Annotated in this window: 10 protein-coding genes and 1 riboswitch; of the genes, 5 read left to right on the top strand and 5 right to left on the bottom strand. The window is 72.0% G+C overall.

All coding sequences use genetic code 11. The annotated features are described in order from the left end of the window. Window positions 1-145 precede the first annotated feature (145 nt). Entirely contained in the window at window positions 146-1,546 is a 1,401-nt protein-coding gene (locus VXC91_RS34360; RefSeq protein WP_329511275.1) for an NAD(P)/FAD-dependent oxidoreductase, read from the bottom strand. Between the two features lie 378 nt (window positions 1,547-1,924). On the opposite strand from VXC91_RS34360, the gene VXC91_RS34365 reads away from it, so the two are divergent. Then, the gene (locus VXC91_RS34365) at window positions 1,925-2,692 is read left to right on the top strand and encodes a TetR/AcrR family transcriptional regulator (protein ID WP_329511276.1); all 768 of its coding nucleotides are present in this window, start codon (window positions 1,925-1,927) and stop codon (window positions 2,690-2,692) included. A gap of 495 nt (window positions 2,693-3,187) precedes the next feature. On the opposite strand, the gene VXC91_RS34370 is transcribed toward VXC91_RS34365, so the two are convergent. After that, complete coding sequence (locus VXC91_RS34370) at window positions 3,188-5,272, bottom strand: asparagine synthase-related protein (protein WP_329511277.1); 2,085 nt, start codon at window positions 5,270-5,272, stop codon at window positions 3,188-3,190. 684 nt (window positions 5,273-5,956) lie between these two features. Between VXC91_RS34370 and VXC91_RS34375 the strand changes: the two genes are divergently transcribed. The 4 genes from VXC91_RS34375 to VXC91_RS34390 all read left to right on the top strand — a co-directional run bounded on the left by VXC91_RS34375 (window position 5,957) and on the right by VXC91_RS34390 (window position 11,096). Continuing rightward, window positions 5,957-7,378, top strand: a complete 1,422-nt coding sequence (locus VXC91_RS34375; protein WP_329511278.1) for an MFS transporter — start codon at window positions 5,957-5,959, stop codon at window positions 7,376-7,378. 181 nt (window positions 7,379-7,559) lie between these two features. Continuing rightward, window positions 7,560-8,777 carry an L-2-hydroxyglutarate oxidase gene (lhgO, locus tag VXC91_RS34380; protein ID WP_329511283.1) on the top strand — a complete coding sequence of 406 codons (1,218 nt, stop codon included), beginning with the start codon at window positions 7,560-7,562 and terminating at the stop codon, window positions 8,775-8,777. A gap of 65 nt (window positions 8,778-8,842) precedes the next feature. Further along, complete coding sequence (trmB, locus tag VXC91_RS34385) at window positions 8,843-9,700, top strand: tRNA (guanosine(46)-N7)-methyltransferase TrmB (protein ID WP_408057543.1); 858 nt, start codon at window positions 8,843-8,845, stop codon at window positions 9,698-9,700. A gap of 55 nt (window positions 9,701-9,755) precedes the next feature. Beyond that, entirely contained in the window at window positions 9,756-11,096 is a 1,341-nt protein-coding gene (locus VXC91_RS34390; protein ID WP_329511279.1) for a PrsW family intramembrane metalloprotease, read from the top strand. A gap of 81 nt (window positions 11,097-11,177) precedes the next feature. Here the strand turns inward: VXC91_RS34390 and VXC91_RS34395 are convergent, their stop codons facing one another. The 3 genes from VXC91_RS34395 to VXC91_RS34405 form a co-directional block, all read right to left on the bottom strand. Continuing rightward, entirely contained in the window at window positions 11,178-12,122 is a 945-nt protein-coding gene (locus VXC91_RS34395; RefSeq protein ID WP_329511280.1) for an aldo/keto reductase, read from the bottom strand. Between the two features lie 161 nt (window positions 12,123-12,283). Then, a complete protein-coding gene (locus tag VXC91_RS34400; protein ID WP_329511281.1) occupies window positions 12,284-13,318 on the bottom strand; it encodes a M23 family metallopeptidase in 1,035 nt (344 codons plus the stop codon). A gap of 11 nt (window positions 13,319-13,329) precedes the next feature. Next, a riboswitch (cyclic di-AMP (ydaO/yuaA leader) is annotated at window positions 13,330-13,486 on the bottom strand. A 233-nt stretch (window positions 13,487-13,719) separates the two neighbouring features. Then, complete coding sequence (locus tag VXC91_RS34405; protein WP_329511282.1) at window positions 13,720-14,940, bottom strand: PP2C family protein-serine/threonine phosphatase; 1,221 nt, start codon at window positions 14,938-14,940, stop codon at window positions 13,720-13,722. Window positions 14,941-15,093 lie beyond the last annotated feature (153 nt).

The raw sequence follows: 15,093 nt of genomic DNA on the forward strand, positions 1-15,093 counted from the left end.
TCCGGTCCGGGGGTACGGCCCAGTGGGGAAAGCCTGGTGGATGCGCCCGGGCGAGGGTCGGCCCGCCCACGGTCGTGGACCAGTCTGTCCGACCGGGCCGACATCCGTCAGACGTCGGCCCTTCCGCCGGAGTTCCTGGATCCGGTCAGGACGACCCCTTCGGGTACCCAGAAGGCTTTCCACCGGCCGCGAGTTCGAACTCCGCACGGGGATGTTCGAGTGAACCGAGGGAGACGATCTCCCTCTTGAAGAGCCCGGCCAGGGCCCATTCGGCCAGCACACGCGCCTTGCGGTTGAAGGTGGGCACCCTGCTGAGGTGGTACACGCGATGCATGAACCACGCAGGGTACCCCTTCAGCTTGCGCCCGTAGACGTGGGCGACGCCCTTGTGCAGCCCCAGGGAGGCGACCGAGCCCACGTATGTGTGCGCGTACGTCTCCAGAGCCTGGTCGCGCAGCGAGCGCGCGATGTTGTCGCCGAGGACCCGGGCCTGGCGCACCGCGTGCTGGGCGTTGGGCGCGGTCTCCTTGCCGGGTTCGGCGGCGGTGACGTCCGGGACGGCCGCCGCGTCGCCCGCGGCCCACGCGTGCGGGACACCGTCCACGGCCAGTTCGGGGGTGCACTTCAGCCGTCCGCGGCCGTTCAGCGGAAGGTCGGTGGCGGCCAGCACCGGGTGCGGTTTCACTCCGGCGGTCCACACGACCGTGCGCGCCGGGAAGCGTGCGCCGTCGGAGAGGACGACGACCCGGTCGGCGCACGACTCGAGTCGGGTTTCCAGGCGTACGTCGATGTTGCGGCGGCGCAGTTCGGTGACCGTGTAGCGGCCCATCTCCTCGCCGACTTCCGGAAGGATGCGGTCGGAGGCCTCCACGAGGATCCACTTCATGTCCTCGGGCTTCACGTTGTGGTAGTAGCGCGCGGCGTAGCGGGCCATGTCCTCGAGTTCGCCGAGCGCCTCCACGCCGGCGAATCCGCCCCCCACGAAGACGAAGGTCAGGGCCGCGTCGCGGATCGCGGGGTCGCGCGTGGAGGAGGCGATGTCCATCTGCTCGATGACGTGGTTGCGCAGCCCGATGGCCTCCTCGACCGTCTTGAAGCCGATGCCGTGCTCGGCGAGACCGGGAATCGGGAGCGTGCGCGAGATGGAGCCCGGGGCGAGGACGAGTTCGTCGTACGACAGCTGCTCCGTCTGCCCGGTCTCCTCGGTGGCGAGCGTGTCGAGGGTGGCGGTGCGCTTGGCGTGGTCGATGGAGGTGACCTCACCGATGACCACATGGCAGCCACCCAGGACCCGGCGCAGCGGGACGACCACGTGACGCGGCGAGATGGCGCCGGCGGCCGCCTCCGGCAGGAAGGGCTGGTACGTCATGTAGGGATCGGGCGAGACCACCACGATCTCGGCCTCGCCCCGGGCGAGTTCCGCCTTCAGTCTCCGCTGCAGGCGCAGGGCCGTGTACAGGCCGACGTAGCCGCCGCCGACGATGAGGATGCGCACACTCTTCGGGGGGTCGGGGGGCGTCCCCCGATGGATTGCAGCCGTCACCATCCCATGACGCACCGGACTCTGGAGTTTGTCCACCGCCCCGGCAAATTGTGTGACCGGACGGCGGTGCGGAGCAGAGTTGGCCGAATTGCCGGAGTGCGGGGAAGGACCGCAGGTCAGCGAGCGTGGCCGAGGTGGTGTTCGGGGGATCAATCTGGACGTAACCGCCCTGTACTCCGATCGGGGGGCGCTCTGTGCGGAACCTGCCCCTTCTGAATTGACCCTTGCTCAACTATGTTCGTGTGTCGACGGGGTGTAGGGGGTTGCGCTCGACCGGCCCGCGATGGGCGGACCTGGTCACATACGGCGCTTGTTCCGTGCACCCCGGCTTCCAATGGCGGGAAGTCTCCGGGGGGAGACGTCATTACCGGGGGATCGCTTATGCACATTCAGGACTCTCATTGGTCATCCGCGTCTGCCGTCGGTCCGGCCGGCGCGGTGAGCGCGGCCACGGGGAACGGACGCGGGGACGGTGGGCGGACGGCGCCGCTGCGCGTGGACGCACAGCGCAATCTGGAACACGTACTGCGGGCGGCGCGCGAGGTCTTCGGCGAGCTGGGATACGGCGCGCCGATGGAGGACGTGGCGCGCCGTGCCAGGGTCGGCGTCGGCACGGTGTACCGGCGTTTCCCGAGCAAGGACGTCCTGGTACGGCGGATAGCCGAGGAGGAGACCTCCCGGCTGACGGACCAGGCCAGGGCGGCGCTCGGCCAGGAGGACGAGCCGTGGTCGGCGCTCTCGCGCTTCCTGCGGACGTCGGTGGCTTCGGGCGCGGGGCGGCTGCTGCCGCCGCACGTGCTGAGGGTGGGGGTCGTCGAGGACGGGCCGCAGGGACGGGACTCCGTGCCGGTGGACGAGGCGCGGGTGCCGCAGCAGCGCCACCAGTCGGCCACCGAGCTCCGGCTCGTCGAGCAGCGGACAGCGGCGGAGCAGGACGACGCCGGTGCGGCGAGGCTGCTGGAGGTCGTCGGGCAGCTCGTCGAGCGGGCTCGCGCCGCGGGCGAGCTGCGGCCCGACGTCACCGTCTCCGACGTACTGCTCGTGATCGCGACGGCGGCGCCCTCGCTGCCGGACGCCACCCAGCAGGCGGCGGCCTCGGCCCGGTTGCTCGACATCCTCCTGGAGGGCCTGCGGTCCCGCCCGGCCTGAGGCCGGCCGGCTCCCACGTCCGCCTCGCGGCGAGTTCCTCGAGGTGATCGACGACGGGACGCGCCGCGGAGGCGGAGCAGAACGCTGCGTCGCGGGACTCGACGGCGCGCGTGACCGCCGATGGCGCGGGCGCGCACGTGTCCCGGGGGCGCGGGCGTCCAGGACCGCGCCCCCGCAGGATGCGGTCCACCCGTTCGGCGCCCTCACGGCGGACGTCGCACGGCCACCAGAACCAGCCCGTCGTGAGGGCGATGGCCCCTGCCTCCTCCTCGGCACCGGCGACGATCCCGTGGTGCGGCGGTACGACCGGCGCGCAGGGCGAGCGCAGTGAGCAGGGCACGGACGCGGGGGCCACCGAGGGGTAGGAGGTTTTTTGGTCGTCTTCCGCTTGGGCGACGCCCGGGATCCTGTACCGCATCAGGCCGTTCTGACCGGGGGGAGGGCGGCACGGCCATGTGGTGTGCGGCGTCGGGGGTCCGGCGCACCGGGGGAGCGCTACGCCCCCGCGCCGAGCGCGCGTCCCCGGGGCGCGATGCCCGCCGGTACGGCGCGGGCCCGGGCCGGGGTGCCCGTCCAGCAGGTGCCCCGTCGGGCCAGCAGGCGCCGCAGCCACAGTTCCAGGGAGACCAGGTCCGCGAGGCCGTCCAGCGGGAGCGGTGCGCCGTCCGCCGCGTCCCGTACCGCTGTGCGGACCACTCGGGCCTCCACCAGGCCCGCCTCCGCCAGGAGCGGGGTGCCGAACAGTTCCATCAGGGAGTCCGTCGCCGACCGCAGGCCGGTGCGGGCCGCCGCGACGGAGGACGCGTGCGAGGGCGCGCCCCAGCCGGGGGGCAGGCCGCCCACCCCCGCGCCCTCCAGCACGGTGCGCAGGATCGCCGCCCGCGCCCCCGGCTGCACGCGGAGCGCCTCGGGGAGAGCCCGGCACGCGCGGACGACCTGGTTGTCCAGGAACGGCGCGTGCAGGCGCTGGGAGCGGATCTCGGCCGCCTGTTCCAGCACCCGCAGATCCGCCGCGTGCCTCGCCAGCGCCGCTCGGGCGCGGAAGTCACCCGGGCGCTGCCCCGGACCCAACCCCGTCCGACCAGCGGCTCCTTGGAGGCGAACCGATACTTCAGCGAGGGCCTCACCGGTGAGCCAGCGGGCCGCGGGCCCCGGTCTGGCCCAGGTGAGCGCGGCGAGCGACGCGCCCACGGCACCTCCGGGTTCCTCGAACCGCCGCTGCATCAGCCGGTCGGCGAGCGCGTCGACCCCGGCCCGGTACGGCGTGCGGGCCAACCTGCGCGCCGCGCTGTACACGCGCGCGGGGACCATCACCGAGCCGTCCGCCTTCGCCAGAGCGGCCACCGGGCGCACGAGATGGCGCCGCTTGCGGTCCATCAGCAGGTCCGCGAGACGGGCCGGGTGCGCGTCGAGGACCTGACGGGCACCGTAGCCCGTGAAGTGGTCGGCGCTGCCCGACGCCAGCCGCGCACGGTGCCTGGCGGCCGTCACCAGGGACGGGCCCGGTTCGTCCGTCAGCGGACCCTCCAGGTCCGCATAGGGCAGCGCCTCCTCGCCGCCGGCCACCACCACGTGGTGCAGACGGGGGTTGGCCGCCAGCGTGCCGGCCCGCTCCAGCTCTGCCTCGCGCCCCCTGACGGCCAGGTCGTTGAACGTGACGGCCAGCAGACGCTCACCGGCTCCGGTGCCGTGCCCGAGCACCGTCCCGGGCATTCCGGGCAGCCCTGCCGCGAGCAGCGCCAGTGTGCCCGAGGCCGGCCCTCCGGAGAGGTCGGCTCCGATCCCGGGCACGGGCATCCCGCGCGCGGCACGGCGTTCCGCCGGTCCCATCCCGGGAACGGGCCCCGGGTCGATGTCGAGTCCCGGAACGTGCCGGGGAGCTGCCAGTCGCGCGCGTACGGCGTCGACGAGGGCGTCGCGCACCGCGTCCACCGCCGAGTCCGGGTCCGCCGGGGGTGCCGCGACCGCGAGCGAGGCGACCGGCTCGTAGCCGGCGATCTCGCGCGATCCCGCCCGCAGGATGAGCGCATGGCCCGGCGGAATGCGCCGCACGCCGTCGTACGGGGTCGAGTCGTGCACCGCGGCCGGAACGTCGGGGGCGGCGAGGAGAGCCGCCAGATGCCCGAAGTCCAGATTGGCCTCGATGAGGTCGGCGAGGGGGAGCGCGGCAGTCGCGTACGCCGTGCCGCCCGCCCAGGGTGTGTAGAACACCGGCCGCGCACCCGCGAGATCGCCGCACACCGTGACCCTGCGTCCCACCTGGACGACGGCCGTGTAGCTGCCGGGCCAGGCGGTCAGATGGCGAAGTGCCCCTCCCCGGGCGGCGAACAGGCCGACGCGCAGCTCTTCGTCGGAGGCCCCGCACATGCCAAGGACCGCGATCCGGGTCTGGGCGTCCGCCTTCACGACGCGCACCTCGTCGGGGCGCCAGTCGCCGACCGCCCACAGTGGATCGGGGTCGCCCCACAGGAGTTGGGAGCCGACCGGGTGCACGGTCTCGCCGTCGTATCCGGTTGCCCCGGCCGATCCGGGCCCGGCGGCTCCAGCGGCGGTGCTGCTCCATCCCACCAACCACCGCATCGACGCCTCCACAGGCTGGGGACAACCAGTGCACCGTACGAACGGCTCCCATGCTGCCACGAAGAGTGCCCGTGGGAGGGCGTGTGCCACTGCTTGCGCGCCCTGGAATGCGCCGTGGTGGAGACCGCCGCGAGCCGGTGAACGCCCGCTCGGGGAGCGGCGGCCGGGCGAAGGTCAAAAGACAGCAGCGACGTGAATGCGCCCCCGAAATGCTCCCCGAAAACGCCCTTCGCGCCCTCAAGAGTGGTGGTGGGAGCCTTGATCACCCCTGAGAACCACCGTCGAATTTCGGCCAAATCGGCCGTGCACGGGCAGCGTTGGGCACGCTCTGTACAGGCCCCGTGCAACGCACAGTCCGGGAGGTGGAGTTCACCTCCCGGACCGGTCCGCCGCCCGCGGGGATGAAGGCGGCGGTGTCCCCCAGCCCACTGGATCCAGTACAGCGGGCCGACCCACGCACGACCCATGGAACCGCTCCCCCGGTGGCCGGAGAAGAGCGCACGGACGGGCGCACAGCCACACACCGGTAGCACGCCGCAACCGTCCGTGCCGAGGTGCGGACCACAATTCCGCCATCCGGATTTAAGCCCCTTAACGCCTGGGATGCGGCGAACTACGCTGGGTTTACGAATGGCGCGCGGTTATGCCACCGCTGCGGCAGCCGTCTGTGTCGAGGGGTGACGCATGTCCAGGGAGCAACGCGGGCCGAACGAAAAACTCGGCGCCGTTCTCGCCCTCGCGGGAATCAGCAACGCAGGACTCGCCCGGCGCGTCAACGACCTTGGCGCCCAGCGCGGGTTGACTCTTCGCTACGACAAGACATCGGTGGCGCGCTGGGTGTCGAAGGGGATGGTGCCGCAGGGCGCCGCGCCCCACCTCATCGCCGCGGCCATCGGCCAGAAGCTCGGCCGACCCGTACCGCTCCACGAGATCGGTCTGGCGGACGCGGATCCCGCACCGGAAGTGGGCCTCGCCTTCCCCCGGGACGTAGGACAGGCGGTGAAGTCGGCGACGGAGCTGTACCGCCTCGACCTCGCCGGACGCCGGGCCGGCGGCGGCATCTGGCAGTCGCTGGCCGGATCGTTCGCGGTGAGCGCCTACGCGACCCCTGCTTCCCGCTGGCTGATAACCCCGGCCGACAGCTCGGTGGCACGCGACCCGGGCCCCGGCGACGGGTCGGGAGCGCCGCTGAAAGTCGGCCACAGCGATGTCCAGAAGCTCCGCGAGGCCGCGGAGGACGCCCGGCGCTGGGACTCCAAGTACGGCGGCGGCGACTGGCGTTCGTCGATGGTGCCCGAGTGCTTACGCGTGGAGGCGGCGCCGCTGCTGCTCGGTTCGTACTCGGACGAAGTGGGCAGGGCGCTGTTCGGGGCCAGTGCCGAACTGACGCGCCTGGCCGGTTGGATGGCCTTCGACACGGGACAGCAGGAGGCCGCCCAGCGCTACTACATCCAGGCCCTGCGCCTCGCGCGCGCGGCCGCCGATGTGCCCCTCGGGGGCTATGTCCTCGCCTCCATGTCGCTCCAGGCGACGTACCGCGGCTTCGGCGACGAGGGCGTCGACCTCGCCCAGGCCGCCTTGGAGCGCAACCGCGGACTGGCCACCGCCCGCACCATGAGCTTCTTCCGCCTCGTCGAGGCACGCGCACACGCGCGCGCGGGTGACGCCCAGGCGGCCGGCACGGCCCTGAAGGCGGCCGAGGGCTGGCTGGAGCGGGCCCGCGACGGCGACAACGACCCGTCCTGGCTCGGCTTCTACTCGTACGACCGCTTCGCGGCCGACGCCGCCGAGTGTTACCGCGATCTCAAGGCACCCGGCCAGGTCCGCCGCTTCACCGAGCAGGCCCTCTCCCGGCCGACGGAGGAGTTCGTCCGTTCCCACGGGCTGCGCCTGGTCGTCTCGGCGGTCGCCGAGCTGGAGTCCGGCAACCTGGACGCGGCGTGCGAGCAGGGCGTGCGGGCGGTCGAGGTGGCCGGACGTATATCGTCGGCGCGCACCACGGAATACGTGAGGGACCTTCTGCACCGTCTGGAGCCGTACGGCGACGAGCCGCGCGTGGTGGAGCTGCGGGAGCGGGCGCGGCCGCTGCTGATGGCTCCCGCGTAGGCGCTCCGCCGGGCGGGTTTCCCGAGCGTCTGCCCGGCCGGTGCGCATCAAGGCCGCAGGTCGTTCGTGCGCTCGCGCCCACGCCCTGGAGCCGCACATCGACACAGCACCGCGCCGTTACGGGGGCACGGACCGGTTTGAAGGCATTGTCAGTGGCGCAGTGCACTATCGAAACCGGGAGGTGAAGCAGGTGCGGCAGAGCACCTACGACTGCGACGTGCTGGTGATCGGTGGGGGAATCGTCGGCCTGTCGACGTCGTATGCGATCACGCGTGCCGCTCCCGGCACGCGGGTGACGGTCCTGGAGAAGGAGCCGGGCCCGGCCCGCCATCAGACGGGGCGCAACAGCGGGGTCATCCACAGCGGGATCTACTACCGCCCCGGTTCCCTCAAGGCCCGGTACGCGGTGCGGGGCGCCGCGGAGATGATCAAGTTCTGCGCGGAGTACGGCATCGCCCACGCCGTCACGGGCAAGCTGATCGTCGCCACGGAGCGGGAGGAGCTGCCGCGCCTGCACGCGCTCGTCCAGCGCGGCCGGGAGAACGGCATTCCGGTGCACGAGCTGGGCCCGGCCCAGATCGCGGAGTACGAGCCGCAGGTGCGGGGACTGGCGGCCATCCATGTGGGCACGACCGGGATCTGCGACTTCGTGTCGGTCGCCCGGCGGCTGAGCGAGGCCTCGGGTGCACAGATCCGGTACGGCGCGCAGGTGGTGCACATCGACCGGCGGCCGTCGCTGGGCGCCGCCGTGCGCACCGACGACGGAACGGTTCTGCGCGCCCGGGTGCTGGTGAACTGCGCCGGGCTGCACTGCGACGAGGTGGCCCGGCTGACCGGCGACGACCCGGGAATGCGGATCGTGCCGTTCCGTGGTGAGTACTACGCGTTGGCGCGGCCCGAGCTGGTGCAGGGGCTGGTGTACCCGGTGCCGGACCCGGCGTTCCCGTTCCTCGGGGTGCACCTGACACGGGGGATCGACGCGGAGGTGCACATCGGGCCGAACGCGGTGCCCGCGCTGGCGCGCGAGGGGTACGGCTGGGGGGTCGTACGACCGCGGGAGCTGGGCGCGACGTTGGCGTGGCCGGGTACATGGCGGATGGCGCGCCGGCACTGGCGATACGGGACCGGAGAGCTGCGCCGGTCGGTGTCGAAGCGGGCGTTCGGGGAGGCGGTGCGCAGGCTGCTGCCGGAGATCGGCGAGGACGACCTCGTGCGGGCTCTCCCGGGGGTGCGGGCGCAGGCCGTGCTGCGGGACGGGACGCTGGTGGACGACTTCCTGATCCGCGAGGGCGCCCGGGCGGTGCACGTGCTGAACGCGCCGTCGCCCGCCGCCACCGCTTCGCTGCCGATCGGCAGAGAGGTGGCACGGAGGGCATTGGCGGTGCTGGGCGGGAGCTGAGGGAGCAGCGTCACCCCCGCGGTACGGCCGCCCGTGGCCGTACAGGCCCTAAAATTGGTCCCACTGTGTCTGAGTCCCTCAACTTCGCCCCCGAAGATCACCAGGTCGCCGTAGGCGGTCCGGGCGGCCGCCCCTCTGGTGTGTCCATCCGGCACTCCCGCGCCAAGGGGGAGCCCCGGTTCCCCGACGGACCGAGGGCCGACCCCGCCGGGTCGCACTTCGAGCGCCGGATCCGGAGCTTCCAGCCGCGGCGGAGCCGGGTGACGGCCGGGCAGGCGGACGCCCTGCAGCGGCTGTGGCCCCAGTGGGGGCTGGACATCGACGGGCAGCGAACCGTCGACCTCGCCGAGCTGTTCGGGAACACGCGTCCTGTCGTCCTCGAGATCGGGTTCGGCATGGGCGAGGCCACCGCGCAGATGGCGGCGCACGACCCCGGCACCAACATCCTCGCCGTCGACGTGCACACGCCTGGTCAGGGCAACCTGCTCAATCTCGCCGACCGGAACGGACTGACCAACGTCCGGGTCGGGAACGGCGACGCGATCATCCTGCTCCGCGAGATGCTCCGTCCGGACTCTCTCGACGGACTGCGCGTCTATTTCCCCGACCCCTGGCCCAAGAAGCGCCATCACAAGCGCCGGCTCATCCAGCCCGAGTTCCTGACGCTCGCCGCCACTCGTCTGAAGCCGGGCGCCCTGGTGCACTGCGCGACGGACTGGGAGCCGTACGCGGAGCAGATGCTCGAGGTGCTGGCCGCACACCCGGATTTCGAGAACACGCAGACCGACGGCGGTTATGCGCCACGTCCCGACTTCAGGCCGCTGACCCGTTTCGAAGGCCAGGGACTGGACAAGGGTCATGTCGTGAACGATCTGCTGTTCCGCCGCGCACAGCACCGAGACCAGCCCTCCGCCGGCGACTGAGCGCCCCACCACGCGCCGTCGCGGGCGGTGCCCCTCCCTCGTTAGGGTCGATGCCGTGGCCACCTTCCCCCCGCATCCGACGCCACCCGGCGGCAACGCCGGTGGAGGCCGCGTCGGGCACGCGCACTGGTGGCACAGGCGGTGGGTGCGCTACGGCGCACTGATCACCCTGCTCACGCTCTCGGGGCTCGTCATCCTCGCCCTCGTACGCCAACAGACCGGCACCGAGGGCTTCCTGGTGGGGCTGGGCCTCGCCGTACTGCCCGTGCCGTTGCTCCTCGCCGTGTTCGGCTGGCTGGACCGGGTGGAACCGGGGCCCTGGCGTAATCTGATCTTCGCCTTCGCCTGGGGCGCGTGCGCGGCCGCACTGATCGCGATCGTCGCGAACAGTTTCGCCACCCGCTGGATAGCGACCGCGATCGCCGATCCCCACAACGCCGACACCCTCGGCGCGACCGTCATAGCACCCGTCGTGGAGGAGTCCGCGAAGGCCGCGGCCGTGCTGCTGGTCTTCCTCTTCCGCAGACGCGACTTCACCGGAATCGTCGACGGCGTGGTGGTTGCGGGGGTCACCGCGACCGGCTTCGCCTTCACCGAGAACATCCTCTATCTCGGCACGGCCTTCGGCACGGACCAGCTCAGCGGCGGGCGCGGGCTCGCCTCCGTGACGGCCGCGACCTTCTTCGTACGCGTGGTGATGTCCCCCTTCGCGCACCCGCTGTTCACCGTGCTCACCGGCATCGGCTTCGGCATCGCCGCGCTCTCGGCGGAGCGGCAGCGCGTACGCCGTGTGCTGATGCCGCTGGGCGGACTGTTGCTCGCGACGGGCATGCACGCCCTGTGGAACGGGTCGTCCTCGTTCGGCGACTACGGGTTCTTCGCGGTCTACGCGTCGTTCATGGCGCCCGCGTTCGCACTGCTCACCTGGCTGGTCATCTGGACACGACAGCGGGAACTGCGCACCGTGCGGGAGGAACTGCCGGCATACGCGGTCGCCGGCTGGCTGGGGCCCGTGGAGCCGTTCGTCCTGGGCTCGATGCGGGCGCGGCGGCTGGCACGGGAGTACGCGGGTCACCGCTTCGGCAAGGCGGCGGCACGCTCGGTGGCGGAGTACGAGGCCTACGCGACGTCGCTGGCGTTCCTGCGCCACCGGGGGCGCCGCGGCCGGGCCGGTGCGGATTTCGTTCCGCAGGAGCGGGAACTGCTCTCCGAGCTGTGGGCCCGCCGGGCGGTGGCACGGCCGGCGCTGGCGGACGCCGCTCGGGCCATGGCACCCGCGGTGCCGCACGTGGATGCGCCACCGGTCTGGCCGATGTACGGGGCCGCCCCGGCGTACTGGTCACCGCCCCACGGCCCGACGGCGCCGTATCCCGCGTACAACCCGTACCGCTCCTAGGGTCGCGCAAGGTCGGCACCGCCGGACTCGGCCGTCGTGACCGCTCGGCCAGGCGGTGCGAGCGAGAACGGTCCGCGCCCCTTACGCCGACGCGGCCGTCAGCCTCGCCGTTTCCTCGTCCGTCAGCCTCAGGTCCGCCACCGCCAGCAGCGCGGGCAGCTGCTCCAGCGTGCGGGCGGAGGCGATCGGGGCCGCCACCGTCGGCCGGTCCGCCAGCCATGCCAGGGCCACTGTGGCGATCTCCGCACCCCGCGCCTGCGCGATCTCGTCCAGGGCCGCCAGGACCCGTACCCCACGCTCCGACTTCAGGTACTCGCCGGCCCGCCCGGCCCGCGCCGAGTCCACGGTGGTGCCCGGCCGGTACTTGCCCGTGAGGAAGCCGGCCGCGAGCGAGAAGTAGGGGACGGCAGCAAGACCGGCGCGGGAGGCGACGTCCTGCAGCGCGCCCTCGTATGTGTCCCTCGAGACCAGGTTGTAGTGCGGCTGCAGCGCCACGTACCGCGCCAGGTTCTCGCGGTCGGAGAAGTCCAGGGACTCCCGGAGGCGCTCGGCGGAGATGTTGGAGGCGCCGATGGCGCGCACCTTGCCCGCCTTCACCAGTTCGTCGAGCGCGCCGATGATCTCTTCGACCGGCACCTCCGGCTGGTCGAAGTGGGTGTAGTAGAGGTCGATGTAGTCGGTGTCCAGACGACGCAGGGACGCGTCGGCGGCGGCCTTGATGTTGCCGGCGCTCAGGCCCTGGTAATCGGGGTGCTGGCTGACCTTGGTCGCGATGACGACGTCCGAGCGGTTGCCGCGCGCCTTGACCCACGTGCCGATGATGGTCTCCGACTCACCACCCTTGTTGCCCGGGGCGAACGCCGAGTAGGAATCCGCTGTGTCGACGAAGTTGCCGCCTGCCGCCGCGTAGGCGTCGAGTACGGCGAAGGACTGCGCCTCGTCGGCGGTCCAGCCGAATACGTTGCCGCCGAGGGAGAGCGGGAAGACCTCGAGGTCGGAGGAGCCAAGTGTGCGAAGGGAAGTCATACTCCATGACAACGTCCGTTCCGGACCGGTGCGTTCCGCAACCGCCGCAAAGTTCGCGCAAACAATCGGATCCGCCCATTCCGCCCTATGGATGCCACGGCCGGAAGCCCTGACGTCGGGGGGATGCCGTCAGGGCTACCGGGGCCGGGAGACGACGGCGGTCAGGGAGTGAGGCCCTTGTTCTGCAGCCATGCCATGGGGTCTATCGCGTCGCCGCCGCCCGGGTGCACCTCCAGGTGCAGGTGCGGCCCGGTCACATTGCCGGTCGCGCCGACGCGGCCGATGACGTCGCCCGTGGTCACCTTCTGCCCCGCGGTCACACTGATCGACGACTGGTGGCAGAACCAGAGCTCCGTGCCGTCGTCGAGGGTCAGGACCGTGCGGTAGCCGTATGAGCCGGCCCAGCCGGCCTCCGTGACGGTGCCGCTGTGGATCGCCTTGATGAGCGTGCCCGTGGGCGCGGCGAAGTCGAGTCCGGTGTGGTAACCGGAGGACCACATGCCACCCGCGTCACCGAATCGGGAGGTCAGGGTGTAGGAGGAGGTCGGCAGCGCGTACTGCCTGGCGAGTGCGGCGAGCCGCTCCGCCTCGGCCTTCCTCCTGGCCTCTTCCTCGGCCTTCTTCTTCGCGGCGGCAGCCTTGGCCTCGGCGTCGTCCTGCGCCTTGGCGGCGGCAGCGGCGGCCTTCTTCGCGGCGGCGTCCTCGGCCGCCTGCACGGCCGCGGCGGCCATCCGGTCCTGCTGGGACTCGGCCTGCTCCATGATCCGGGCGCGCAGCGCCTCTCCCGCGTCCGAGGAACCCGCGGCGGCGTCGGTGGTAGTCAGGCCGGCGCTGCTGAGCGGGGTGGCCGAGCCCTTGGGGGCGCTCGTGTCCTCGCCGATGAGCTCCTTGGCCGAGTCGGTGACCGAGGAGAGGTCGGGCATGGATATGGACACCGGCGGCTTGCCGCTCTGCGCGGTGGCCATGCCGCCCGCGCCGACGGCCGCCATCACACCGACGCCCAACACCGTGGAGCTGCGCGCGAGTCCGCCACCACGCTGCTTGCCGACGCGGTGCCGGCCGCGGACGGTACGGAGGGACTCCTCGGTGGGGTTCCACTCCTCCCAGGGGCCCTCGTCGGTGTGGGGTGCGAAACCGAACGTCTGGGTTTCGTTCGGAGCGAACGAGGTGCTCTGGGCAGACCGGTTGGACGCCACGTGGGCGCACTCCTTTCCTTCCGTCTCGCCTACCGGGTTAGCTGACGGGTTCGGAGAGGAAGGTCTCCTACGCGCGTAAACCGGCCGTGCTTCCACGGCGGCCTCCGCCCGATTCACCCCAAGGTGGTGGTTCCCCGGTTCCCTTGCGGGATTCGGCACACGCGCACGGAGCCGCCTCTTGTGACGGCTGGGACGACCGCGCTGCGTTATCGAACGTTAATAGACCCGGGGGCTTGATTCCAAGCCGTTCGGACAGATCATTAACGCTTTTGACCTGGACTTTCCCGCCAAGATCGGGGGAAAACGGGCGAGTTGACCTCGCCTCATGAACCTCAGACGTATTGACGGTACGTCAGTTGTTATGCGGAGGGCGGCCGGTCGCTCACCCTCGGTGACCACGGTCATGGGCGCTCGGGCCGGCGTACCGCCAGCAGGGCCATGTCGTCCGTGGCACGGCCGCCGGTGTGTCGAGCGACCGCCTCCGTGAGCGCGGCCAGCAGTGCGCCGGGTCCGGGGAAGACACGGCCGGCGAGGCCGGCGGCAGGGTCGTAGAACTCCCCTTGCGCATCACGCGCCTCCGAGACTCCGTCCGTGTACAGCAGCAGTGTCGCCCCGGGCGGGAAGTCCCACTCCTCCGCACGGTCGGGCCAGGCCTCGAGGTCGCCCATGCCGAGGGGCAGCGCGTTCTCGCGGGCCTCCAGGACACGCAGGCTGCCGTCCGGGAGCAGCATCAGGGGGGCGGGGTGACCGCGGTTGAGGATGCGGACGAGGCCGCCACCGTGCGGGATCTCCACAAGGACCGCGGTGGTGAACCCCTCGACCGCGTCGAGGCCGTCGCGCCTGGTGCCTTCGCGCGACAGGGCCCGCTCCAGGCGCTGGGCGACGGCCTCCGGCGTCGACTCCTGTTCGGCGGCCTCCCGAAAGGCTCCGATCACTACGGCGACCACGGCCACCGCCCCCATCCCCTTTCCGCGTACGTCCCCGACGACCAGCCGTACACCGTGCGGGGTGTCCTGCACGGCGTACAGGTCACCGCCGATGAAAGTGCCGGCCTGAGCCGCCTCGTACCGGGCGGCGATGTCCAGCCCGCCGATCCGGGCGGCCGGCTCGGGCAGCACGGCGCGCTGGGCGGCCTCGGCGATCTCGCGCGCGGAGGCGAGACGTTCGTTCTTGCGGCGTACGAGCACGTTGATGAGGACGGCAAGGACGGCCACGGTGACGATGGTGACCGCCTCGGTGATCGCGCCGGCCCTGCCGAGGAGACCGAGCCCGAGGTGCACGCCGAGGACGGCGACGACCGCGGCCAGGCCGGTGAGAACCGTGCCGCGCAGCGAGTAGAGGGGCGCGGCGACGAGCGGCGCGGCGGTGAAGAGGGGGCCGGCCGTCACGTCGGACGGGGTGAGGCAGTCGTAGCAGGTGCCGACCGCGATGAGCAGCACGGGCAGGGCAGACAGGAACGCCCGCGCGCAGAAGAGACGGCGGGTCTCGCGCTCGGCCGGGCTAGGCCGGTGGACGTCCCCGGCAACGGGAACGTCCACCGGTTCGCCGGACAGTAAGGCGTCGAGGCGGTCCTCGTCGTCGTACGACTCCTGCAACCACCGTGCGCCAGCTTGCTGAACCACCCGTCCAGGCTTCCCGGAAGGACGGCGCGGGGCGACCGCTGTGGGCCGGCCGGAGTACGGCACCGTGAACGCGCACGGGCGAACGAAGGGGTACGGGGACGGCCGGGGAGAACACCGAGGGCCGGAGTCCTCATGGACTCCGGCCCTCGGCCA

The sequence above is a fragment of the Streptomyces chiangmaiensis genome, assembly GCF_036281785.1.
Classification (GTDB): Bacteria; Actinomycetota; Actinomycetes; order Streptomycetales; family Streptomycetaceae; genus Streptomyces; species Streptomyces chiangmaiensis.

Excerpts from the sequence above, each read along its gene's own strand:
- VXC91_RS34360 (WP_329511275.1), bottom strand. The coding sequence starts at position 1,546 with ATGGTGACGGCTGCAATCCATCGGGGGACGCCCCCCGACCCCCCGAAG.
- VXC91_RS34365 (WP_329511276.1), top strand. The coding sequence starts at position 1,925 with ATGCACATTCAGGACTCTCATTGGTCATCCGCGTCTGCCGTCGGTCCG.
- VXC91_RS34370 (WP_329511277.1), bottom strand. The coding sequence starts at position 5,272 with ATGCGGTGGTTGGTGGGATGGAGCAGCACCGCCGCTGGAGCCGCCGGG.
- VXC91_RS34375 (WP_329511278.1), top strand. The coding sequence starts at position 5,957 with ATGTCCAGGGAGCAACGCGGGCCGAACGAAAAACTCGGCGCCGTTCTC.
- VXC91_RS34395 (WP_329511280.1), bottom strand. The coding sequence starts at position 12,122 with ATGACTTCCCTTCGCACACTTGGCTCCTCCGACCTCGAGGTCTTCCCG.